The sequence below is a fragment of the Roseburia sp. OF03-24 genome, assembly GCF_003463035.1.
Lineage (GTDB): Bacteria > Bacillota > Clostridia > Lachnospirales > Lachnospiraceae > Roseburia > Roseburia rectibacter.
Genome location: NZ_QSCK01000044.1, coordinates 1 through 24,220 on the forward strand (window position 1 = coordinate 1; position 24,220 = coordinate 24,220).

Annotated in this window: 23 protein-coding genes; 22 read left to right on the plus strand and 1 reads right to left on the minus strand. The window is 42.0% G+C overall.

What is annotated here, in order from left to right; all coding sequences use genetic code 11:
* Positions 1-561 precede the first annotated feature (561 nt).
* The 5 genes from DXA60_RS17005 (at position 562) to DXA60_RS17025 (ending at position 3,672) form a co-directional block, all read left to right on the plus strand.
* On the plus strand, positions 562-894 hold the full coding sequence (locus tag DXA60_RS17005; protein WP_117922493.1) for a nucleotidyltransferase domain-containing protein: 333 nt from the start codon (positions 562-564) through the stop codon (positions 892-894).
* The gene (locus DXA60_RS17010; RefSeq protein WP_117922494.1) at positions 891-1,295 is read left to right on the plus strand and encodes a HEPN domain-containing protein; all 405 of its coding nucleotides are present in this window, start codon (positions 891-893) and stop codon (positions 1,293-1,295) included. The genes DXA60_RS17005 and DXA60_RS17010 overlap by 4 nt, the downstream gene beginning before the upstream one ends.
* A 365-nt stretch (positions 1,296-1,660) precedes the next feature.
* Complete coding sequence (locus DXA60_RS17015) at positions 1,661-2,404, plus strand: acyl-[acyl-carrier-protein] thioesterase (RefSeq protein WP_117922495.1); 744 nt, start codon at positions 1,661-1,663, stop codon at positions 2,402-2,404.
* Positions 2,405-2,407: 3 nt separating this feature from the next.
* A complete protein-coding gene (locus DXA60_RS17020) occupies positions 2,408-3,244 on the plus strand; it encodes a CvfB family protein (RefSeq protein WP_117922496.1) in 837 nt (278 codons plus the stop codon).
* 53 nt (positions 3,245-3,297) lie between these two features.
* Positions 3,298-3,672, plus strand: a complete 375-nt coding sequence (locus tag DXA60_RS17025; RefSeq protein WP_006855202.1) for a RidA family protein — start codon at positions 3,298-3,300, stop codon at positions 3,670-3,672.
* 149 nt (positions 3,673-3,821) lie between these two features.
* On the opposite strand, the gene DXA60_RS17030 is transcribed toward DXA60_RS17025, so the two are convergent.
* A complete protein-coding gene (locus DXA60_RS17030; protein WP_117922497.1) occupies positions 3,822-4,034 on the minus strand; it encodes a YjfB family protein in 213 nt (70 codons plus the stop codon).
* Between the two features lie 291 nt (positions 4,035-4,325).
* Between DXA60_RS17030 and DXA60_RS17035 the strand changes: the two genes are divergently transcribed.
* From DXA60_RS17035 to DXA60_RS17120, 17 genes are all read left to right on the plus strand, one after another.
* A complete protein-coding gene (locus tag DXA60_RS17035) occupies positions 4,326-5,522 on the plus strand; it encodes a C40 family peptidase (protein ID WP_117922498.1) in 1,197 nt (398 codons plus the stop codon).
* Between the two features lie 889 nt (positions 5,523-6,411).
* A complete protein-coding gene (locus tag DXA60_RS17045; protein WP_117922499.1) occupies positions 6,412-8,097 on the plus strand; it encodes a carbon starvation CstA family protein in 1,686 nt (561 codons plus the stop codon).
* A 92-nt stretch (positions 8,098-8,189) separates the two neighbouring features.
* The gene (locus tag DXA60_RS17050; protein WP_243006939.1) at positions 8,190-8,855 is read left to right on the plus strand and encodes a WecB/TagA/CpsF family glycosyltransferase; all 666 of its coding nucleotides are present in this window, start codon (positions 8,190-8,192) and stop codon (positions 8,853-8,855) included.
* A gap of 8 nt (positions 8,856-8,863) precedes the next feature.
* Complete coding sequence (locus tag DXA60_RS17055) at positions 8,864-9,739, plus strand: YitT family protein (RefSeq protein WP_117922501.1); 876 nt, start codon at positions 8,864-8,866, stop codon at positions 9,737-9,739.
* Between the two features lie 290 nt (positions 9,740-10,029).
* Complete coding sequence (locus tag DXA60_RS17060; RefSeq protein ID WP_006855194.1) at positions 10,030-11,118, plus strand: PucR family transcriptional regulator; 1,089 nt, start codon at positions 10,030-10,032, stop codon at positions 11,116-11,118.
* A 14-nt stretch (positions 11,119-11,132) separates the two neighbouring features.
* Entirely contained in the window at positions 11,133-11,891 is a 759-nt protein-coding gene (ftsE, locus tag DXA60_RS17065; RefSeq protein ID WP_015520859.1) for a cell division ATP-binding protein FtsE, read from the plus strand.
* Positions 11,881-12,789 carry a permease-like cell division protein FtsX gene (ftsX, locus tag DXA60_RS17070; RefSeq protein ID WP_117922502.1) on the plus strand — a complete coding sequence of 303 codons (909 nt, stop codon included), beginning with the start codon at positions 11,881-11,883 and terminating at the stop codon, positions 12,787-12,789. The genes ftsE and ftsX overlap by 11 nt, the downstream gene beginning before the upstream one ends.
* Positions 12,786-14,051 carry a murein hydrolase activator EnvC family protein gene (locus DXA60_RS17075; protein ID WP_243006940.1) on the plus strand — a complete coding sequence of 422 codons (1,266 nt, stop codon included), beginning with the start codon at positions 12,786-12,788 and terminating at the stop codon, positions 14,049-14,051. The genes ftsX and DXA60_RS17075 overlap by 4 nt, the downstream gene beginning before the upstream one ends.
* 570 nt (positions 14,052-14,621) lie before the next feature.
* Positions 14,622-15,917, plus strand: coding sequence for a S41 family peptidase (locus DXA60_RS17080; protein WP_117922504.1), 1,296 nt, complete (start codon positions 14,622-14,624; stop codon positions 15,915-15,917).
* Positions 15,914-16,414, plus strand: coding sequence for a VanZ family protein (locus DXA60_RS17085; protein ID WP_117922505.1), 501 nt, complete (start codon positions 15,914-15,916; stop codon positions 16,412-16,414). The genes DXA60_RS17080 and DXA60_RS17085 overlap by 4 nt, the downstream gene beginning before the upstream one ends.
* A 34-nt stretch (positions 16,415-16,448) precedes the next feature.
* A protein-coding gene (gene prfB, locus DXA60_RS17090; RefSeq protein ID WP_117922506.1) for a peptide chain release factor 2 occupies positions 16,449-17,586 on the plus strand; the annotation gives its coding sequence in 2 pieces (ribosomal slippage) (positions 16,449-16,523 and positions 16,525-17,586; 1,137 coding nt in all).
* Complete coding sequence (locus DXA60_RS17095) at positions 17,579-18,364, plus strand: TIM44-like domain-containing protein (RefSeq protein WP_117922507.1); 786 nt, start codon at positions 17,579-17,581, stop codon at positions 18,362-18,364. The genes prfB and DXA60_RS17095 overlap by 8 nt, the downstream gene beginning before the upstream one ends.
* Positions 18,365-18,502: 138 nt before the next feature.
* Positions 18,503-19,837 carry an SPFH domain-containing protein gene (locus DXA60_RS17100; protein ID WP_117922508.1) on the plus strand — a complete coding sequence of 445 codons (1,335 nt, stop codon included), beginning with the start codon at positions 18,503-18,505 and terminating at the stop codon, positions 19,835-19,837.
* A gap of 2 nt (positions 19,838-19,839) precedes the next feature.
* A complete protein-coding gene (locus DXA60_RS17105) occupies positions 19,840-21,000 on the plus strand; it encodes a TFIIB-type zinc ribbon-containing protein (RefSeq protein ID WP_117922509.1) in 1,161 nt (386 codons plus the stop codon).
* Positions 20,997-21,818, plus strand: coding sequence for a TPM domain-containing protein (locus DXA60_RS17110; protein WP_117922510.1), 822 nt, complete (start codon positions 20,997-20,999; stop codon positions 21,816-21,818). Before DXA60_RS17105 ends, DXA60_RS17110 begins: the two co-directional genes overlap by 4 nt.
* Positions 21,819-21,961: 143 nt before the next feature.
* Positions 21,962-22,405, plus strand: coding sequence for an ACT domain-containing protein (locus tag DXA60_RS17115; RefSeq protein ID WP_117922511.1), 444 nt, complete (start codon positions 21,962-21,964; stop codon positions 22,403-22,405).
* 132 nt (positions 22,406-22,537) lie between these two features.
* Positions 22,538-23,740 (plus strand): homoserine dehydrogenase, encoded by a 1,203-nt coding sequence (locus DXA60_RS17120; RefSeq protein ID WP_117922512.1) that lies wholly within the window; start codon positions 22,538-22,540, stop codon positions 23,738-23,740.
* Positions 23,741-24,220: the final 480 nt, after the last annotated feature.

The window sequence follows — 24,220 nt, forward strand, 5'->3', positions numbered from 1 at the left end:
TGTGGTTTTCAGCCACTTTCACGGCTGTGCCGTGAATAATATAGGTTATATATATATTTTCCCAAAAAAACTTTCCGAAGGAAATAATTGACTTGTTTCAATCATTTGATTTAGATGAGGATGAGAAAAGGAGATATTTGATAACAATGAATAGTTTCATATCAAGCGCAAGCCGTTTTAGACTAAGTGAAGCTGAGTGGAAAAATCATAGAAAGGAGAATTGGAGTGATGTGAATTACGAAAAATATATAGAAAATAATGGGTATTGGAAACTTATTAGTAAAGGTATGTAGAAAATGGCGAATGCAATGAGTAACGTTATCTATATATTTAACGGAAAAGATATTACGATGAATAATATGTCCTTGTAGCCCTGCCTTTTGTTTTATTTTACTGGTGTGTGGGGAGATGTATGTTTTGGGAGTATCATTGAAAGGGGTTCGTATTGTAAAGGACATAAAAATAGCATATAATAATAAGTGTAGAAATGAAACATATTTTATTGAAAGAAAGGGCGGGCGGCATTAGATAAGAAAATGGAAGGAAAGAAGGTGAAAGAACATGCCACAAGGAATTCAATCTGAATTGGATGAGTTTGTAACACTCGTAAAACAATATTTTGGGAAAAATCTGAAAAGTATTATAGTGTATGGTTCATATGCCAGAGGAGATTATAATGAGAGTTCGGATATTGATATTATGATTTTGGTAACTCTATCAGAAAATCAGATAAAACAATCTGAGAACCATATATATGATGATGCATTTGATTTAGAGTTAAAATATGGGAAAGTGCTTTCGCCGGTTATTAAAAATCAGGAATTTTTTGAATATTGGTCAGATACACTTCCATTTTATCGTAATGTAAAAACAGAAGGGGTGCAGGTTGCATGACAGATAAACAAAAAGATTTGTGTCTGTATAGAGTGTCTCAGGCAGAAGATACAAAAAGAAGTGCACAGTTGTGTATGGAAAATCATTTGTTTAAAGATGCGATTAACAGATCATATTATGCGGCATTTTATGCTGTGAAGGCTGTGCTGGCTTTAGCAGATACGGATTTTAAGAGGCATAAAGATGTCGTTGCTTATTTTAATAAAGAATATGTTGCAGCAGGTATTTTCCCTAGAGAAATAGGTCGTTTGCTTGCGCGCCTCCAGAAAAAAAGAGAAACGAGTGATTATGATGATTTTTATATTGCATCAAATGAAGAGGTAGCGGAACAAATGGAAGCAGCTGGAAATATATTAGAGGCGATAAAAGCATATTTAAGAGAGAATGCAGTTATTGAATAATGTATAGTAAATGCGGATTGGTCAATCAATAGGTCAATTTCTCCCATCCCACCCTTACAACCCTTGATTTTACAGGCAGAACAACCCCTGACATTACGGACTCTGACTCCGTCATTTCAAGGTTCGAATCCTTGTAGCCCTGCTAATAAGACCTCAGCAGTGAGAACTGTTGAGGTTTTTTGTGCAATAGGAAATTTCGTTGAAATTCCTTGTTACATAAAAAGCCTTACGGGCAGGATATACGGCTGCAGGCAGAAAATTTTTAATATCCCTACCATAACGCCTCAAAATGTGGTAGCATAACAAAAGAACAATACAGCAAATCAGTCAGAGAAGTTTAAAAATACCTGGAAATGAGGCATTTTATGTATAGTTTTAACAGCCGTGTGCGTTACAGTGAAGTGAACAGTGAAAAAGAACTGACATTACCGTCATTACTGGATTATCTGCAGGATTGCTGCACTTTTCAGTCTGAGGATCTGGAAATTGGTGTGGATTATCTTGCGAAAGAACAGGTGGCATGGGTACTATCTTCCTGGGAGATAAAAATTTACAGATATCCGCAGATGGGGCAGCATATTAAGGTCAGTACATGGCCGTATGCATTCCGTGGATTTTATGGATACCGGAATTTTCGGATTGAGGGAGACGATGGTATAATATTTGCTGAGGCAAATTCAGTATGGGTGTTTATGGACACAGAAAAAATGCGGCCGGCGCGCATATCAGAGCGGATGAAAGAAATTTATACACCGGAGATTAATGATGAGATACCGGGAGAATGGGCAGACCGGAAAATCAGTTTACCAGATGATGCGGTAAAGAAAAGTGTGAAAAAGGAACCGGTACGTGTCTCACGTTTTTATATCGATACAAATCATCATATGAATAATGGCAAATACATTCTGGTAGCGGAAGAGTATCTGCCGGAACAGGTTGTGGTTTGCGGACTTCGTGCGGAGTATCGTAAGTCGGCAATGTTAGGAGACATGTTGTATCCGGTTGTCACGATGGAAGGGAAAGAGATCACAGTTACTCTTGCGGATGAAAAAGGTGCACCATATGCGGTCATCTGCTTTCAGATTCAGAAAAAAGAAAGGCAGTCATAAAATATGAGATTAGGTGAATATCAGAAACTTGTTGTAATAAAAAAAGTAGAATTTGGCGTATATCTTGCAGAACATATGGAGGATGAGACCCGTGTGCTGCTGCCGGAAAAACAGGTGCCGGAAGGAACGAAGATCGGAGAAGAACTCCGGGTGTTTTTATATAAAGATTCCAAAGACAGGCTCATTGCGACGACAAATGCACCTAAGCTGACATTGGGTGGACTTGCGGTGCTGACTGTAAAAGAGGTCGGAAAGATTGGTGCATTTTTAGACTGGGGACTGGAAAAAGATCTGTTTCTTCCTTATAAAGAGATGACCGTTAAGGTTCAGCCGGAAGATGAGATTTTAGTGACGTTATACATTGATAAGAGCAGACGTCTGTGTGCAAGCATGAAGCATCTGTATGATCTTCTGTCACTGGAATCACCGTATCATACCGGCGATATTGTAAATGGCCGTGTCTATGAGTTCAGCGATAATTTTGGAACATTTGTTGCGGTAGATGATCAGTATTCCGCCATGCTTCCATCTTTTGAAGATCATAGCACGCTCCGTATCGGTGATGTCATCGAGGCAACCGTGACCAATGTAAAGCCTGATGGGAAATTAGATATTACGATGCGGCAGAAAGCCTATCTTCAGATGGATGCAGATGCCAAAAAGGTCATGCAGGTGATTGAAGAATTTGCAGGTGTGCTCCCATTTACGGACAAATCTTCACCGGAGGTCATCAAGAGAGAGACTGGCCTTAGCAAGAATGCGTTCAAGAGAGCGGTCGGAAGACTTTATAAAGAACGCCGGATAGAGATCAATGAAAAATCGATCCGTAAAATTGATTAATTTAAAAGCATATGCTATGATAGGAAAAAATTGACAGAAAGAAGGAAAATATTATGAAAAAAGTCATCAGTACAGACAAGGCACCGGCAGCAATTGGACCATATTCACAGGCGATCGAAGTAAATGGAATGGTTTATACATCAGGCATTATTCCGGTTGTACCGGAAACCGGTGAAATCCCGGAAGGTTCTGTTGCACAGGCAAAACAGGCACTGACAAACCTTTCTAATCTGTTGGAAGCAGCTGGAACCAGTATGGCAAATGTTGTTAAGACGACTGTTTTTATCAAAGAGATGAATGATTTTGGTGCAATTAACGAAGTATATGCAACATTTTTTGACGGAGCATTTCCATCCAGAAGCTGTGTGGAAGTTGCACGTCTGCCCAAAGATGTTATGCTTGAGATTGAGGCTATTGCTGTAAAATAAAGCAAAGCCATAAAAAGCATAGTCACTGTATCCTAGATCAGCTCTTATGAATTAACATGAAAAATCCCAGTACAGATGGTGTGATTCCCATCTGTACCGGGATTTTTTATTCTGCCGACATGATATATAATCTCTGATTTATAGATTGATTAAATATAGACGTCAATATTTCCACCAAGTCCCGGTGTTACGGAACGTTCCATCATCTGAACCATAGCGGTGCCCATTTCCTGCGTCATATCGAGCTGCTGGCTTAATAGTTCAGTAGAAACCGCATAGGAAAGGCTGGTCTGACTGACAGAAGAGCCTGCGTCGTAGGACTGTAATGTACTAAGTGCCGGCGTCATACCTGAAATATCCATACTGCACCTCCTGAAAAAATATTTATAACCTTATTATGACAGGAATCTATGGAAAAGACAAGCCATTTCCATGAAAAGACAAGCCATTTCCATGAAAAGATAAGCTATTTCCATGAAAAATTGAATAAAAAGAAATGTAATATTTTAGTAAAATTCACGGTTAATACAGGTTGACATGGAAATATGCCTTTGTTATAATAAACACGTAATAAATGTAACAAATTCGTAACAAACGATGAAATAGTTTTATAGTTGCGAAAACATGAAAACTCAGTTGGAGGCTTTTCGTAAATGAAGAAGAGAATGGTAAGAATTACAGGCTGTCTTTTAGCAGGAGCATTATCAATTGGCAGCTTTGGGTTAAATACATATGCAGCCCCGGTCGCAGGTGTTTCAAGTGTGACTGCAGCTGAAATTGCAGAGGGACAGACACCTGCAGCAGGTGTTTCACAGGCTTTGGCACAGTGCCTTGCAGACAGCAATGATGCAGCAGCTCAGGCAGCAGCAGAGCAGGCAGAGCAGGTCAGTGAGAATGAGACACCGGTTGTTGCTTCTGAATATACAGATATTGCGATTGCGCAGGTTGATAATTATGTAAATGTTCGTTCAGAGCCAAATACAGACAGTGAGGTACTTGGTAAGCTGTACAATAATTCCGCAGGAACAATCCTTGAGACAACAGATAACGGCTGGTATCGTATTAAGTCCGGTAATGTTGATGGATATGTAAATTGCGAATATGTAGTACCAAATGATGAGGAACTGGCAAAGAAAGTCAGTACTAAATACGCAAAGGTCAACACCACAACACTCCATGTAAGAACAGAGCCGTCCACAGATGCAAGTATTCTTACCATGGTTCCGGTTGGAGATGACCTGGTTGTTACAGATGATGAGTCTGTGGAAGGCTGGGCAAAAGTTACCACCGAAGAGGGTGATGGCTGGGTACATAAAGATTATGTAGATATTACGATCGAGTTTGTACAGGCTGAGTCTAAAGCAGAAGAAAAAGCAAGACTTGCAAAAGAGGAAGCAGAGCGTGAGGCAGCTGATGCAGCAGCAAACGCAGCAAGAAAGAAAGCAGATGGCAAGTTATCTTCATCAAAGAATTCTGGAAGCTCAAAGAGCTATGCAGCAGCAGGAAGTTCTAACGGACAGGCAGTTGCAAGTTATGCATCCCAGTTTATCGGTAATCCATATGTATACGGTGGAACAAGCCTGACAAACGGTGCAGACTGCTCTGGTTTTGTTATGAGTGTATATGCAGCATTTGGTGTAGGTCTTCCTCATTCTTCCAGTGCATTAAGAGGGGTTGGATATGGGGTAAGTCTATCAGATGCACAGCCGGGAGATATTGTATGCTACAGTGGACATGTTGCTATTTATGTTGGTGGTGGTACGATCGTTCATGCAAGTACGCCGTCAAGTGGTATCAAGTTCTCCAATGTAAATTACAGAAGTCCGATCTGTGTAAGAAGAATTTTCTAATTTATGATAAGAACAGCTATTGTCTTAGGATAATAGCTGTTTTTTTAATTCATAGGAAATTACGTCCTATAAAGAAAAAGTGGAGTATACAACATGCACAAAATATCATGGCGCAAAAAAAGTAATAAACAAAGGGAGAAAGTTATCCCAAAAGTTGTCCACTGTTAAAATGCCCTAAAAACGTGGAAAAATAAAGTTATACACGAAGTTATCCACGTTATCCACATTTTTGGTGTAAAAAAACATGGTTTACATAGTAAAAAAATCGAATATTTGTTTTGTGTATAAATCATAAAGTTTGCCATAAAATAAAAAACTGTGGAAAAGATATTGACTTTTTAAATATGAAAAAAGATTACAATACTTGAGAAAATATCTGATAATTCAGAAAAAAGATTCGAAATAATTAAAATGTGAAAAAAGCGGTTGACATTTGAAAAAAGAGTGCTAAACTATGTGGCATACAGATAAATAGAACAAATGCAGTGAACAGAATACCGTTATTGGAAGGCAATGCATTACAGAGAGTCGTTGGCTGGTGGAAAATGACATGCATCTTTTGATAATATCCTCTGCAAGCAGTACGCCGAAAGCCATCAGGTCAGTAAGCGGCACCGGAGCTCTTCCGTTACAGAGAGACCTGTTAGGGATATTTGTGTATGATAGATGCACGATAGGCATATGTATATGTGTGATATGATATATACATATATGGTACACAGAATATATGATGGGGCAGAGAGGTCATGGGAACATGGCAAGAAAAGTGGTATCGCGGAAGTATAGGCTTTCGTCTTTTGGATGTATAAACATCTATCAGACGAAAGTCTTTTTATTTATCTGAAAAAAAAGAAAGGAGTTGTCTGCAGTGTGCAGACGGTAAGAGGTTATGAATGGATTAGTAATTGTTTTAATTGGAATTGTAGCACTTGCAGCAGGATATCTGCTGTATGGAAGGTGGCTTGCAAAAAAATGGGGGATCGACCCGAATGCAAAAACACCTGCCTATACACATGAGGACGGACAGGATTATGTACCGTCATCAAAATTTACCGTATTTTCACATCAGTTTTCTTCCATCGCAGGAGCAGGACCTGTTACTGGACCGATCTTAGCATCCGTGTTTGGATGGGTACCGGTTCTGTTATGGCTGATCATCGGTGGATTGTTCTTCGGTGCCGTACAGGATTTTGGCGCACTGTATGCATCCGTAAAGAATGAAGGAAAATCGATGGGAATGATCATTGAGAAATATATCGGTAAGACAGGACGAAAATTATTCATGCTGTTCTGCTGGCTGTTTACACTGCTTGTTATCGCAGCATTCACTGATATGGTAGCAGGAACATTTAATGGTGTCGGATTAGACAGCGCAGGAACTGCTTATGCAAACTCAGCAGCAGCATCTATTTCGATGTTATTTATCGTTGTAGCTGTTATCTTTGGCGTGATCCAGAAGCATGTTGGAAAAATGAATGAATGGGTAAAAGCAGTTGTTGCGATCGCTCTTTTAGTTGTGATGTTTGCAGTTGGTATGAAACTTCCAATCTATGCTTCAAAGACAGCATGGATCTACATCATCATGGCATACTTGTTCCTGGCATCTGTTCTTCCAATGTGGCTTCTGATGCAGCCGAGGGATTACATGACAACATTTATGCTGCTCGGTATGATTATCGGTGCAGTTGTCGGAGTTGTCGTTGCACATCCGCAGATGCAGTTAAATGCATTTAATGGGTTTAATGTAAATGGAAGTGGATTATTCCCGACATTATTTGTTACGATCGCCTGTGGTGCAGTTTCCGGTTTCCATAGCCTTGTATCTTCCGGTACTTCTTCTAAGACAGTCAGCAATGAAAAAGATATGCCGATGATCGGCTATGGCGCAATGGTAGTAGAATCATTACTTGGTATTGTGGCACTGGTAGTTGTCGGAGCCGTTGCAGTCGGTGGAACAAAACCTGAGGGAACACCGTTTGCAATTTTCTCTTCCGGTGTTGCCGGCTTCTTAGAGAAACTTGGTGTTCCGGTTCAGGTTGCAACTGTATTTATGACTATGTGTGTATCGGCACTTGCATTAACATCACTTGACTCTGTAGCGAGAATCGGACGTATGTCTTTTCAGGAACTGTTTTATGGAGACAGCACCGATCCAGAAAAGATGACACCTGCACAGCGTGTACTGACCAATAAATATTTTGCGACAGTGATCACATTATTCTTCGGTTATCTGCTGACACTTGGCGGATACAATAATATCTGGCCGTTATTTGGTTCTGCAAACCAGCTCCTTGCAGCAATGGTATTGATCGCACTGGCTGTGTTCTTAAAGACAACAGGAAGAACCGGATGGACACTTTACATACCAATGTTCGTAATGCTGGCAGTTACATTTACAGCCCTGGTGCAGAAAACGATTGCACTGGTATCAAATATTGCCGCACACAATGCAACGTTTTTAGTGGATGGATTACAGCTTATTGTCGCACTTTTACTTATGATATTAGGTGTTCTGGTTGCATATAGCTGCTTAAAGAAACTGTTTACAACAGCCAAAAATTCAGAGCAAAAATAAGATACGGTTAGTATTTCTTGAAATATTACCCCATGTCTGCTATACTGTTCGCGTATATTTTTTCAATATATGGAAATGAATATGGGTGTAAAATGATTAAGAAGATAGATATTCTTGGAATACAACTGGACAATTATACAGTGCGGGAAGCAATCATGCGCGTGGAAGCCTGGTATGATAATAATGTGTTAAATGTTATCGAGATGGTTTCCATGCAGATGCTTACCGAGTCGGAAACAGATCCTGTGTTAAAAGAGGTGATCTCATCCCTTGATCTGGCAGTGATCGGAGAGAAAGGAATCCTTCAGGCGGCGGGAGTCGATACGATGCAGAGGATTCGAGAAACAGAAGAAAATGATTTTTCAGATGAATTTTTAAAGCGTGTGGAGCGTAACCGTAAATCTGTTTTTGTTATTGGAGAAACACAGGAGGCTGTTGATGAATTAATACAGGAACTTAGTGAGGAATATCCCAAGCTGGTACTGGCTGGTGCTGCTGCGACGGAAAACTGCGTTGGAGATCTTGAGGGTGTGATCAATGAGCTGAATGCTGCAACACCGGCTGTGATCATTTCGATCATTCCATCCCCAAAACAGGAACATTTCCTTGTAGAACACCGTGACAAGATCAATGCGAATTTATGGTATGGAATTGGCGGATTTGAAGTTCACCGGAAAAGATCGAAGATCAAAGGTTTTTTCTTTAATCTGATTCACCGTATCAGATTAAAAAACAGTATTGAAAAGTATGAAAGCTGAGGTTTGGTATGCAGAAGTTTTTATATAAAAGATCTCTGGTCTGGGATTATATCCTTATGCTGGTGGGAACGGCATTGATCGCAGTGAGTATTCAGTGTGTTTATGATCCGGTCAGTATGGTAACAGGAGGATTTACCGGTCTTGCAATCATTATAAAAGATGTGACTGGCAGACTGATTCCGGGTGGTGTTCCTTTATGGCTGACGAACCTTGTGCTCAATGTGCCGTTATTTTTAGCTGCTTTTAAGATCAAGGGGAAACGTTTTATCTGGAGAACGATCGTTGGAACACTTCTTCTTTCCCTCTGGCTTTATATACTGCCTCTTATCGATCTTACTGATGGTGATTATGTGCTGGCAGCGATTTTCGGCGGCTGTATTGGCGGTGTCGGAATGGGACTTGTGCTGCTGGCAAAATCAACAACCGGTGGAACGGAGATGGTGGCGACCCTGATCCAGCATTACTATAAACATTATTCCGTGGTACAGATCATACAGTTTTTAGATGGAGCGGTTGTGATCGCCGGACTGTTTGTGTTTGGTGTACATGTGGCATTGTATGCGATCGTTGCAATTTTTGTGACAAGCAAAGTGTCAGATGCGCTGATGGAAGGTTTAAAGTTTTCAAAAGCTGCATTTATTATCACAGACCATTATGATCAGGTGGCAAAACGTATTATGACAGAGTTAGAGCGCGGCGTGACAGGGCTTCACGCAAAAGGAATGTATTCCGGTGCGGAAAAATGCATGCTTTACTGTGTGGTTTCGAGAAAAGAGATTGTTCAGGTAAAAGAGATCGTAAGCGAAGTGGATCCGGATGCATTTGTAATTGTTTCAGATGCAAGAGAGGTACTCGGTGAGGGATTCCAGGAGCAGATGTCCTGAAAATTTTCTTTGTGAACTATGTACACTGTAAAAAATGGGAAAAAAGCAGGATACATTGAGGAAGTGCATAAAAAATATGCATTTCCTCTTTCTTTTTTTGCTGTTTTGCATTAAAATAGAATTTAGGTATTTTTAAGTGGGGACAATGGGTATATTTTTATTGTGAAAGTTGCCCATGCGTGCAATGGAGGTTATGTACTGTGGCATACAGAAATTGACAGCTGATGTACACAGCAGCCCGATTTGCCGGGTGTGTTTCAAATGAAACGAAGATAGAAGGAGTGGAGCTTATGATTTCAAATCAGATACTTCAAAATACAATTGATGGGTTGAAAGGAATTACCCGCATTGATTTATGCATTATTGATGTAGAGGGGAAGGTGCTGGCTGCTACATTTCCGGAAGCAGACAAATATATGGAGCCGGCGCTTGCGTTTGTGGAATCTCCTGCAGACAGCCAGGTTGTAAACGGCTATCAGTTTTTTAAGGTGTTTGACGATCATCAGTTAGAATACATCCTGCTTGCCAATGGCGACAGCGATGACGTCTATATGGTGGGGAAAATTGCCAGTTTCCAGATCCAGAATCTTCTGGTAGCATATAAAGAGAGATTTGATAAAGATAACTTTATCAAGAATCTGCTTTTGGATAACCTGCTTTTGGTTGATATTTACAATCGTGCCAAAAAACTGCATATTGATACGGAAGTCAGACGTGTTGTTTTTATCGTGGAGACCAACCGCGACAAAGACGGTAATGAACTTGAACGTATTCGTGGCATTTTTGGAGGAAAGACCAAAGATTTTGTCACCGCAGTCGATGAGAAAAACATTATCGTTGTAAAAGAAGTAGGCGAGAACGAGGGATACGAAGAGATGAATAAGACCGCCGAGGTCATTGTAAATCTGTTCCGTTCTGATTCGGACAGTGATGTACATGTGGCATACGGTACGATCGTCGGAGAGATCAAAGAAGTATCTCGTTCCTATAAAGAAGCAAGAATGGCACTTGATGTAGGCAAGATTTTCTTTGAGGAAAAAGATGTTATTGCTTACTCTACACTAGGAATCGGACGTTTGATCTATCAGCTCCCGATCCCACTCTGCAAGATGTTTATCAAAGAGATCTTTGATGGTAAATCACCGGATGAGTTCGATGAGGAGACACTTACAACGATCAATAAGTTTTTTGAGAACAGCCTGAATGTTTCCGAAACTTCCAGACAGCTTTATATTCACCGTAACACATTGGTATATCGTCTGGACAAGCTGCAGAAAGCAACCGGACTTGATCTGCGTGTGTTTGAAGATGCCATTACTTTTAAGATCGCACTTATGGTAGTAAAATACATGAAGTACATGGAGTCGTTAGACTACTAGAAATGGAGATTGCTATGATTAAGTTAGAACATGTCAGCAAGTCGTACTCTGCAGGAATACCTGCGCTTAATGACGTGAGTCTTAACATTGAAGAAGGAGAATTTGTATTCATCGTCGGGGACAGTGGTTCCGGAAAATCTACGCTGATTAAACTTTTATTGAAGGAACTTGAACCGACGGAGGGTACGATCACAATAAACGGTCAGAAATTAAATAAGATCAGGCGAAGACAAATCCCGAAATTCCGTCGTAAGATAGGCGTGGTATTTCAGGATTTCCGCTTGTTAAAGGATCGTAATATTTATGATAATGTTGCATTTGCACAGAAAGTCATCGGAGAATCCACGCGTTCCATCAAAAAGAATGTTCCTTTGATGCTTTCCATGGTAGGACTGGCAGCAAAATACCGCTCATATCCGAAACAGTTGTCCGGTGGTGAGCAGCAGAGAGTTGCAATCGCAAGAGCACTTATCAATAAACCGAAGATTCTTCTGGCAGATGAACCAACCGGTAATCTGGATAACAATAATGCCTGGGAGATCATGAAGCTGATGGAAGAGATCAATAACAATGGTACAACGGTTGTTGTTGTTACCCATAACCTTGAGATCGTAAAAGCCATGAATAAACGTGTTATTACCATGCAGAAAGGTGTAATCGTGGATGACAGTGATACAGCCAGCAGTATTGTGACTGGTGATAATGCTATCAGCCGCAGCCTGACGGAACGCGATGTATTAAAACGCGAGGGAGATTACGATTATGAGGATTAGTACTTTTTTTTATACGATTAAACAGGGACTGGTCAACATCTGGAAAAATAAGATGTTTTCACTCGCATCCATTGCGACGATGACAGCGTGTATCTTTTTGTTTGGTCTTTTTTATTCAATCGTGACCAATTTTCAGGCAATGGTAAAAGATGCCGAATCCGGCGTGGCGGTCACAGTATTTTTTGATGCGGGTATATCAGAACAGCGCATTGAGGAAATCGGTGATCTGATCAAGCAGCGCGTTGAGGTATCCCATTGTGAATATACGTCTGCGGATGAAGCCTGGGAAAGTTTTAAAGATGTTTATTTTGATGGTAATGAAGATGCGGCTTCAAGTTTTGCTGGTGATAATCCGCTTGCCAATTCTGCAAGTTATTCTATCTATATGAATGATATATCAATGCAGAGTACGTTAGTAACTTATTTAGAGTCCATAGATGGAATACGATCTGTAAAACAGTCTGAAATGGTAGCGCATACACTGACTGATTTTAACAGTCTGATCGGTTACATTTCTGCAGGAATCATCCTGATTTTGCTTGGCGTTGCGATTTTCCTTATCAGCAATACGATCACGGTCGGTATTTCCGTGCGCAGGGAAGAAATTGGAATTATGAAACTGATCGGTGCAACGGATTATTTTGTCCGTGCCCCGTTTGTGGTTGAGGGAATCGTGATCGGGTTGATCGGAGCGGCGATTCCGCTTGGTATTTTGTATGTTTTATATGAGAAGATCATATTATATATTGGAGATAAGTTTAAATTTATCAGTAATATGATACAGTTCTTAAGTGTGGATCAGGTATTCCACACATTGGTTCCTGTGGCATTGTTACTTGGTGTTGGTATTGGATTTATTGGAAGCCGGATTACAATCCGCAAACATTTAAAGGTATGATAATTAATAAAAGTCAATGGATACACAGGATAACGGCTGTATTACTGATTGTGATGATCGGTGTGGCTGCCACAGTGCAGATAACACCGGCAGCAGAAAACAGCAGTGCAAAGAAAAGTGAAAATACATCCACATCTTTAAAAGAAGCGCAGCAGGAAAAAGCAGCTTTGGAAAAGGCTTTGGAAGATGCAAAACAGACCATAAACGAGCTCAAAGAGTCCAAAGGGGATGTGCAGGAAAAAGTAAATGACCTGAATACGCAGCTAATGAATATTTCAAGTCAGATCACTGCACTCGAAAACCAGCTTGCGCAGAAGAATCAGGAGCTGACTGAGAAAAAAGACCAGATCGAGGATACGAAAAGTCAGCTTGAAGATGCAAAAAAGCAGGAAGAACAGCAGTATGCGGATATGAAAGTGCGCATACAGTTTATGTATGAAAATGCACAGGAGTCCTACTTTGAGGCACTTTTCAGTTCAGAGAGTTTTTCAGATTTTTTAAATTCTGCTGAGTATATCATACAGATTCAGGAATATGACAGAAAAAAGCTTAACGAGTATCAGGACACAGTGGATTATATTGAGAATGTGGAAAAACAGTTAGAAGAAGACTATGCCACATTAGAGGAAATAAAAAAAGAAGTAGAGCAGGAAAAAGCATCTGTTGAACAGGAAAAGGCTTCGGTTGCAGCACTTATGAAACAGCGTGAGACAGAACTTGCCGGAATTGAGGGAAATATCGATTCGGCACAGAGTGATGCAGATTTCTATGCGGCGGAGATAAAGGCACAGGAGGAAATCATTGCGGAGATCAAGCGTATCGAAGCAGAGAAAGCGGCTGCAGGCAAGCAGGATAATCCATATACAGGAGGAGTTTTCACCTGGCCTTGTCCGAGCAGTACGCGTGTGACCAGTGATTATGGAACACGTGTGTCGCCGATGGGAGGTGCTTCTTCCAATCATAAAGGAATTGACATCGGAGCGTCCGGAGGTGCTGCGATCGTGGCGGCAGCGGATGGAACGGTTACGACGGCATCCTACAGCAGTGCTGCCGGCAATTATGTGATGATCGATCATGGCGGTGGATTATATACTGTATATATGCATGCGTCTGCGCTTCTGGTTTCACCAGGTCAGACAGTATCTGCCGGACAGACGATCGCACAGGTCGGAAGTACGGGTATTTCTACTGGAAATCATTTACACTTTGGTGTATCATTAAACGGAAGCTATGTCAGCCCGTGGAGTTATCTGGGCAGATGATGCGGATGTTTTTGGGACTACCGCAATGCGCGGTGGTCCTTTTTAAATTGGTTGGATTTGGGTGTCAAAAGGTGGCTTTTAATTTTGGGATTGTCAAATTGCATAAGGCAGTGTCTGTTTTGTTCCGTTGTACGAAAATAAGAAAAGCTAAGCTTGCCTGAGCTTAGGTTGTGGCGGAGTGACGTGAACGGCAACAACGAGTCATCCGTGACTCGATGCTGCCTTGTTCTGCCATCCGTGGCAGAACATCACTGTGTATCAACAGGCATACTAAGCTTTTCTAATTTTCTCCCAAAGTCACAAAAGCAGTCTCTGCCTTGTGCAATTTGACAGCCGCTAAGTTGTGAACCACCTTTTGACATCCGAAATCCGAAGCTTCATGGGAAATTTTGTCCCGATGTAGTAGGACAGCGAATCTTCACATATGAATGATATGATAAGTAATGTGGAGTGTAGTATAAAAGGCAATATGAAATAAAAATGCGGCTGGTCACACAACAGGTGTGAATGGCAGCGTAAAACGGCAGCATAAAAATCAACATAAAAACAGCGCAGGAATGGAGACAGAATATGGAAAATAAAAATGAGCAGCAGGTTCCGGAGATTATGCCAGAGCAAATCGGAGAACCGAAGAAAAGCAAAAAAGGACAGATGGCAAAAGGTGTGGCCTACGGTATTGCAGGGACGATTTTTGTTGGATTTGTCGCACTGAGCGTAGTTACAAAAGCAACAGGAGCAAAAATCTACATAACGAATGCATCTGGTAAGACGGACTCGATCCTGGATGCAAAAACGGTTCAGAAGATCAATGAACTGAAAGCATATACAGATATGTACTATTATGACGAGGTGGATGATACCGAATTACAGGACGGACTGTATGAGGGCATGATAAGCGGTCTTGGGGATAAATATTCCGTCTATTATAATGCAGAAGATTATAAACAGATGCAGGTGAGCACAACCGGACAGTATTATGGAATCGGTGCGGGGTTAAGGCAGGACCCGGATACGATGGTAGTATCAATTTCCAAGATATATGAAGGAACACCTTCGGATGAAGCAGGACTGCTTGCAGATGATGTGATCACTTCGGTTGACGGAACAGATGCCACAAGCATGGAAGTGACGGAACTGGTAAAACTGATCCGTGGTGAGGAGGGGACATCGGTACATTTAGAAGTATACCGTCCTTCTACCGGGGAAAATTTATCTTTTGATGTAGAGCGTAAAAATGTAACACTGCCAAGTGTGTCTTCACAGATGCTTGACGATAATATCGGTTACGTCCATATTGATTCTTTTGAGACAGAGACTGCAGACCAGTTTGAAAAAGCAGTGGCAGAGTTAGATAAAGAGGGAATGAAAGCAATGGTATTGGATGTGCGCTATAATGGTGGAGGACTCGTTACCGCTGTTGTGCAGATCTTAGATGATATTCTTCCGGAAGGCACAGTTGTATACACGGAAGACAAAAACGGTCACCGCGAAACATATACGTCAAGTGGAGACACTTACATGGAATATCCACTTGCAGTGCTGATCAACGGAGACAGTGCAAGTGCATCTGAGATTTTAGCCGGAGCGATCAAAGATTACAAATATGGCACATTGATCGGAACAACTACATTTGGAAAAGGAATCGTTCAGACTATTTTCCCACTTGAAGATGGGGATGCAGTGAAACTTACCACAGCAAAATATTTTACGCCGAATGGAAACTATATCCACAGTGTTGGAATTGATCCGGATATTGAGTTGGAATATGAATATTTAGATCCGGATGGAACGGAATATGATGTAAAATATGATAACCAGATCCAGAAAGCAGTGGAAGTACTCACGGAGGAATTAAACGGAAAATGAACAAAACAGTAATGCGGTTGATTCTGGGAATCATGCTGATATGCTGGATGTTTATCATATTCTGGTTTTCCAATCAGCCAGCGACGGAATCTTCCGAGATCAGCGGTACGATCTCATACCGTCTGGTTGAAGATACAGATGATATTTTTAACTGGGGACTGACAGCAGAACAGATCAGAAAGATAGCAGGAAATATTGAATATCCTATCCGGAAAGCTGCACATATGACAGAATATGCAATTTTAGGATGGATCGCATTCGCATTTTTGGGTTCGTGTGGAATACAGGGGAAAATGCATTATATTGCAGTACTTGGATTCAATTTTTGTTATGCGTCGACAGATGAGATCCACCAGCTGTTTATCCCAGGGCGTTCCGGACAGTTTAAGGATGTCTGCATTGATACAGCGGGAACAGCAATAGGTCTTTTACTTCTTGCGATTCTCTTAAAAATATGGAGAAGGCATTGCGCAAAAAGAGCGCATACTTTACAATAGAAATATATCTTAAATATCAGAAAGAGGTGATACTGTGGTAGAACTTGATCAATTTAAAGTGACCCTGAACACATACAGGGAACCGCTGCAGGAAGTGAGGGATTCACTTTGACCTGGCTAATAAAGAGCAGCGGATCCAGGAATTAGAGAGGGAAATGGAAGATCCCGGTTTTTGGGATGATCCGGTTGTTTCCCAGAAAAAAATGAAAGAATTAAAGAGCATGAAGGATGATGTCGCAACTTATGCATCCTTAAAGACAGAATTTGAGGATATTGAGACATTGATCGAGATGGGATATGAGGAAAATGATGCTTCCCTGATCCCGGAGATCCAGGAAATGCTTGATGAGTTTACGAAGACCTATGAGGGAATCCGTATCAAGACTCTGTTATCCGGTGAGTATGATTCCGATGGTGCGATCGTCTCGTTACATGCAGGAGCAGGCGGTACGGAGTCCTGTGACTGGGCGGCAATGCTTTATCGTATGTATACAAGATGGGCATCGGACAAAGGATTTTCCGTGGAGGTTTTAGATTCTCTTGACGGAGAGGAAGCAGGTATCAAGTCCATTACATTCCAGATCAACGGAGAGAATGCATATGGATACATGAAATCTGAAAAAGGTGTACATCGTCTGGTTCGTATTTCACCGTTTAATGCAGCCGGCAAGCGCCAGACATCGTTTGTATCCTGCGATGTCATGCCGGATATCGAGGAAGATCTTGATGTTGAGATCAATGAGGACGATCTGCGGATCGATACCTACCGTTCAAGTGGTGCCGGCGGACAGCATATCAATAAGACATCCTCTGCAATCCGTATCACGCATATCCCGACCGGAATCGTGGTACAGTGTCAGAATGAGCGTTCCCAGTTCCAGAATAAGGATAAGGCAATGCAGATGTTAAAGGCAAAACTGTATCTGTTAAAGCAGCAGGAAAATGCAGAGAAAGCTGCAGATATCCGTGGCGAAGTGACAGAGATCGGCTGGGGCAACCAGATCCGTTCTTACGTTATGCAGCCATATACGATGGTAAAAGATCACAGAACCGGTGTAGAAACCGGAAATGTAGACAGCGTCATGGATGGAAAGATCGATATTTTTATCAATGGTTACCTGAAATGGCTTTCACTTGGATGCCCGAATGGACTTGGAGGAGACGATGAGTAAGGGAACTGTCACGCTCCTTGTGATTGTCTTTGTTGTCTGCATATCCTGTGGTGCGGGATATGCGGCATACCGGATCGTGCGGGAAAAACTGCGTAGATTGTCCCGCATGGCGTTTGGCACAGATTCCATCACAGAGGGATTAGAACAACAGGCAAAAGAGCTTGCGGTAACACCGAAATCCGTTTCTGCGATGACACGGATTTTTCTGCCGCAGATCCAGAGGGATTTTCCTGATTTTCATATCGAACAGTTTAAGGATAAAGTGGAAAATGCACTCATGCTGGCATTGCAGGCAATCTCTGCCGCAGATGCCGGCATTTTTGAAAGACAGATAAAAGATGGCGTTTCGGAAGAGTTTTTAGCGCAGATCAAAAACAGAATCCGTGAAAATGAGACGGAGTCAGTCACAGAGCACTACGAACAGATACAGATCCATCAGACAGAGATTGCTGATTATGAGAAAAAGCAGGGTACCTGTGTGATTACATTCCAGAGTGCAGTCGGGTATCTGCATTACTGTGAAAAAGCGGGAAAAGTCTTAAGTGGCAGTAAAGAGCTGACGGAACAGACCAGATATAATGTACAGCTTATGTATATTCAGAATGAAAAACTTGCAGGAATGGACAATGCAGTCGGAACTACCTGCCCGAACTGTGGTGCGCCGATTACAAATCTCGGCGCAGCTTACTGTGAGTACTGTGGTTCAGCGGTAACGCTTTTGAACCTGAAAGTATGGACATTACATAGTTTTGATGAGACGGACTACCATCATTCATAACAAAGGATGGAAAACAATGGAGGAAAATCCTCTGCTCCTGCAAAGGCAGTCGCATTTTGCTCCGCAAAACAAGGAGGAAAATCCTCTGCTCCTGCAAAGGCAGTCGCATTTTGCTCCGCAAAACAAGGAGGATTAATTATGGGAATTATCAGAGCGATTACGCAGGCAATCGGTGGAGGTCTAGCCGATCAGTGGTTAGAAGTTTACGAAGCAGATGACATGGGGGACAACACTGTCTTTACGAGCGGTGTGCTGATCCGAAAAGGACAGAACCGGAAGGGAACACCGGATACGGTCAGCAACGGTTCAGTGATCCATGTGTATGATAATCAGTTTATGATGCTTGTAGATGGAGGAAAAGTTGTAGATTACACGGCTGAGCCTGGATATTATAAGGTGGATAATTCATCTATGCCATCCATGTTTAACGGGGAACTTGGAGAAGCGGTAAAAGAAACTTTCAGTCGTATCAAATTCGGTGGTCAGACACCAACGATGCAGAAAGTGTTTTTTATCAATCTGCAGGAAATCAAAGGAATCAAATTTGGTACCAGAAATCCGATCAATTATTTTGACAATTTTTATAATGCGGAACTGTTTTTGCGTGCCCATGGAACATATTCCATTAAAGTTACCAACCCGCTGCAGTTCTATGCGGAAGTCATCCCGAAAAACCAGGATCATGTGGAGATCTCATCCATCAATGAACAGTATCTGTCCGAGTTTTTAGAGGCACTGCAGGCATCAATTAACCAGATGTCAGCAGATGGAACAAGAATTTCCTATGTGACTTCAAAGGCAAGAGAACTTGGAAAGTATATGGCGAATACGCTCGATGAAGAGTGGAACCAGATGCGCGGTATGGAGATCCAGAGTGTCGGTATTGCGAGCGTATCTTATGATGAGGAGTCCCAGAAACTCATCAACATGAGAAATGAGGGAGCAATGCTCGGTGGTGACTTCAATGTAATGCGCGGTATGGCAGTCAAAAATCTGACCGAGGGTGTGCGTGATGCAGGAAGCAATGCAGCAGGAGCCATGAACGGGTTTATGGGAGTCGGCATGGGCATGAATGCGATGAACCAGACGTTGTCAGGACTTGGCGCACTTCAGACACCGCAGGATCAGCAGGGGCAGATGTATGGAAATGCAGCACAGAGCCAGATGGCAGGAGGCATGAATCAGGGGCAGAATGCGGGAGCCATGAACCAGAGCCAGCCAAATCCGGCAGGCAGTGCAGCGGGCACATGGACCTGTGAGTGCGGTCACACCAACACGGGAAAATTCTGCAGTGAATGTGGAAAACAGGCACCTGCACCAAAGAATGAGTGGACATGTGAATGCGGCCATGTCAATACAGGAAAATTCTGCAGTGAGTGTGGAAAACCGGCACCGGCAGCAGAGTGGACGTGTGAATGTGGTCAGGTCAACAAAGGAAAATTCTGCAGTAACTGTGGAAAAGCGAGGAACTAATTATGGCAGTGATCAGTTTTAAATGTCCAAATTGTGATGGAGAACTGATTTTTGATCCTTCCACACAAAAGTATAAATGTGAATATTGTTTCAGTCTGTTTTCACAGGAAGAGTTAGATGCCATGAAGCCGGCACAGACGACGGAACCTCAAAATGCAGATGCTGCGGGCGCAGGAAAAGCATCAGGTAAACCGGAGGATAAGAAGCAGAGCCAGCCGGGAAATAAAGCAGGTAGTGGAGCAGAAAAAGATAACACGGAAAATAAAGAGTCAGATAAAGAAGCAGGGAAGGAAGCTGATGCAGTGACCTATACCTGTCCGAGTTGTGGTGCACAGATTGTGACGGATGCCACTACAGCGGCGACTTTCTGTTATTATTGCCATAATCCGGTCGTGCTTGGCGGACGGCTGGAAGGTAAATTTCTGCCGGATCAGGTGATTCCGTTTTCTGTGTCGCGGGAAGATGCAGAAAAAGGTTTTAAAGATTATGTCTGCAAGAAAAAATTTGTCCCGCGTGCCTTTTATAACAAAAAGCAGGTCGAGAGCATCACAGGTGTATATTTTCCATACTGGCATTACAATACCAGCCTGGAGGGAAAAATGCAAGGCGAGGCGAGAAATGTCCGCGTGTGGCGAACCGGAAACACGGAATATACGGAGACAAAGTATTATCAGGTATCAAGAGAAGGTGATGTAAAACTTGAAAACCTGACGGAAAATGCACTTGGAAAGGCAAATCAGGAGCTGATCTGCGGTGTAATGCCTTATGATTTTAAGGATGTGAAAAAGTTTCAGCTTGGATTTCTGTCTGGATTTCTGGCAGAAAAGCGTGATATTGAAAAAAAACAGATAGAAAAGAAAGTGCAGCAGGAAGCGCATGAGAGTGCAGAAAAACTGATGCGGGAACAAATAAATGGATACAGTTCCGTGTCGGTAAAAAATGCAGATTTCCGGGCATTAAAAGAAAAGTGGTCGTATACGCTTCTACCGGTATGGACAATTACATACAAGGCGAAAAACGAAAAAATCTATTATTTTTCCATGAACGGACAGACTGGAAAGGTGTACGGCGAACTCCCGATCGACTATAAAAAAATCTCACTTGTCAGTGGAATCGTCAGTCTGGTATCACTGGTCATTTTATTACTGGGAGGGCTAGCATGAGACAGAAAAGATTTTTATGTTTAAAGGGTATCGTATTTGCCTGGCTGTTTACGATTTTACTTGCAGCAGGCGGACAGCATGTATGCTTTGCAGCAGAAGAAAATGTTCCACAACAGACGGTATATGATGATGCTGCGCTTCTGACACCGGAAGAAATCGAGACGCTTGAGAGTGAACTGGATGCTGCGGGAGAGAAGACCGGATGGAATATCCTGGTGTTGACGACGGATGACACAAACGGAAAAACCACGCAGGAATATGCGGATGATTTCTTTGATGCGATTGCAGAAAACGGTGATGGTGTTGCACTCCTGATCGATATGCAGAACCGTGAAATCTGTATTTCTACCGGTGGCATTGCGATTAAGTATCTTACGGATGCGCGTATTGAGGATATTTTAAATGACGGATATGAACCGATTTCAGATGGAGAATATGAACAGTGTCTGTCTGTAATGTTAAAAGATGTGCTGGTTTATTATGATGAAGGAATCCCGTCAAATCAGTATGAGTATGAGGAGACGGATATTGAGATCACGCCGGCAGAATATGTCATCACCTCCGTTGTTTTAGCACTGATCCCGGGCGCTATTGTATTTCTGGTGCTTGTACTATTTTGCAAATTAAGGAATGGCAAATATAAATATGATGCTCACGAGTCTGGAACAGTGAATATAAAGAAACACAGCGATGTGCTTGTGAACACTGTTGTGACACACCGTCATATAGAAGAGAAAAAAGCAGAAGACAGCGGCAGGAGTACGGTACATACGAGCAGCAGTGGCGTAAAACATGGTGGAGGCAGCAAAAAATTTTAACAGCATAATGAAAAAATGTTCCTGACATGATAAAAAAGAGGTTGCGTTGGCAGCCTCTTTATGTTATTATCTTCCTCATGAGGACAAGTGTCAGCGTGCAACAAACACAACAGATGAATTTCTAAAGAGAGGGATAGAGTCACATGAAAGAAAAAAGTCAGTATTATGTACTGAAAGAAAAAGCAGTTCCGGAGGTCCTCTTAAAAGTAGTCGAGGCAAAGCGGCTGATTGAATCCGGTAAGATTGCATCTGTGCAGGAGGCAACAGAAAAAGTTGGCATCAGCCGGAGTTCTTTTTATAAATATAAAGATGATATTTTTCCATTTCATGATACGGCAAAGGGAAGGACGATTACGCTTGTCATTCAGTTGGATGATGAACCGGGGCTGTTATCCGTTGTATTAAAGACCGTAGCAGAGTTTCATGCTAATATTCTTACGATACATCAGAGTATACCGATCAACGGTATCGCTTCTCTTACACTCAGTGTGGATGTCCTGCCACAGACTGGTGATGTGGCTGAAATGTTAGAGCACATTGAGGAACAGGAAGGTATTCATTATGTGAAGATTCTTGCAAGAGAATAAGACATGGCAGATGCATCATATATTGTAGTTCATAAAATATGCATGTAAGATGTGTAAAATGATAGAAAGATAATAAAGTCTGTCTGAGAGGATGGAAGCGATAGTCTGGCAGACGAACTTGGAGGATGAAAAATGAAAGCAGCAGTAATGGGATATGGAACAATCGGTTCTGGTGTTGTGGAGGTACTTGACATCAACGGAAGCAGCATAGCAAAACGTGTCGGAGAGCCGGTAGAGATCAAATATGTATTGGATTTAAGAGATTTTCCGGGAGATCCGATCCAGGATAAGATCGTACACGACTATAAGACGATTGCAGAAGATCCTGAGGTAAAGATCGTCGTTGAGACCATGGGAGGTGTGGAACCGGCTTATACCTTTGTAAAAGCAATGTTAGAGGCCGGAAAACATGTTACTACGTCAAACAAAGCGTTAGTAGCAGCAAAAGGAGCAGAGCTGATCGCACTTGCAAAAGAGAAAAATGTTAACTTTATGTTCGAAGCAAGCGTCGGTGGCGGTATCCCGATCATCCGTCCGTTAAATTCCTGTCTGACTGCTGATGAAATTGAGGAGATTACCGGAATCGTTAACGGAACAACAAACTATATGATGACAGAGATGTCAGAAAAGGGTGCAGATTTTGACGAGGTATTAAAAGACGCACAGGCAAAAGGATATGCGGAGAAAGATCCGACAGCCGATATTGAAGGGTATGATGCCTGCAGAAAGATTGCAATTCTGACATCACTTGTCTGTGGACAGCAGGTAGATTTTGAGGATATCCACACAGAAGGAATTACACATATCTCTGCGACCGATATTAAATATGCAAAAGCCATGGGAAGAGCCATTAAACTTCTTGCAACAAGCAAAAAGACAGACGGCGGGTATGTTGCAATGGTTGCCCCATTCTTATTACCGAAAGAACATCCGTTATATAATGTAAACGGTGTGTTCAATGCAATCTTTGTCCGTGGAAATGTACTTGGAGATGCAATGTTCTATGGAAGCGGTGCAGGAAAACTCCCGACAGCCAGTGCAGTTGTTGCGGATGTTGTGGAAATGGCAAAGAATCTTGATAAGAATATACCGGTGGAGTGGAGTTCAAAGAAATTAGAGCTGGTAGATTACCGTAGCGCAAAGAACCGTTTCTTTGTCAGAGTGTCAGGTACAGATAAGGCATCTGTGGAAAAAATATTTGGAAATGTAGACTATATTGATGCGCAGGGTGTTACAGGAGAACTTGGCTTTGTAACAGAAGAGATGACAGAAGAGGCTTTAGAGAACAAAAAAGCAGCATATGGGGAAGTGTTGAATGTCATTCGTGTAGCGTAAAAAGAAAAGCAGGTCGTGAATCACGTGAGGGCGGTTCAGGGGCTGCTTTTTTGTAATCTTATGAAATGCCCGACTAATTGTGGTTTGTGGGTGACATGAGTTTCCCTGTGTAGGGTGGTTCCGGGGGTTTACGATTGGCAAATTGCATCAAGCCGGGACTGTTTTGTTCCGTTGTCCGAAAATAAGAAAGTCTAAGTATGCCTGATTTAGTTTTATGCCGGAGTGACGTGTGCGTCCTAAATGTGCCATCCGGGCACATTAGGACTTGTGCTGCCGTCCATGGCAGCACAACACTGTATTGTGAACGGGCATACTAAGACTTTCTAATTTTCTCCCAAAGTCACAAAACGAGTCCCGGCTTGATGCGATTTGCCAGCCGCAAGGTTGTGAAACACCCTTCTCCGGGGAACTCATTTTACAACCTTGGGTGGTGCGTAAATTTTTAGTGTTTTATGTGTGAATCTGATTAAAAAAATATTT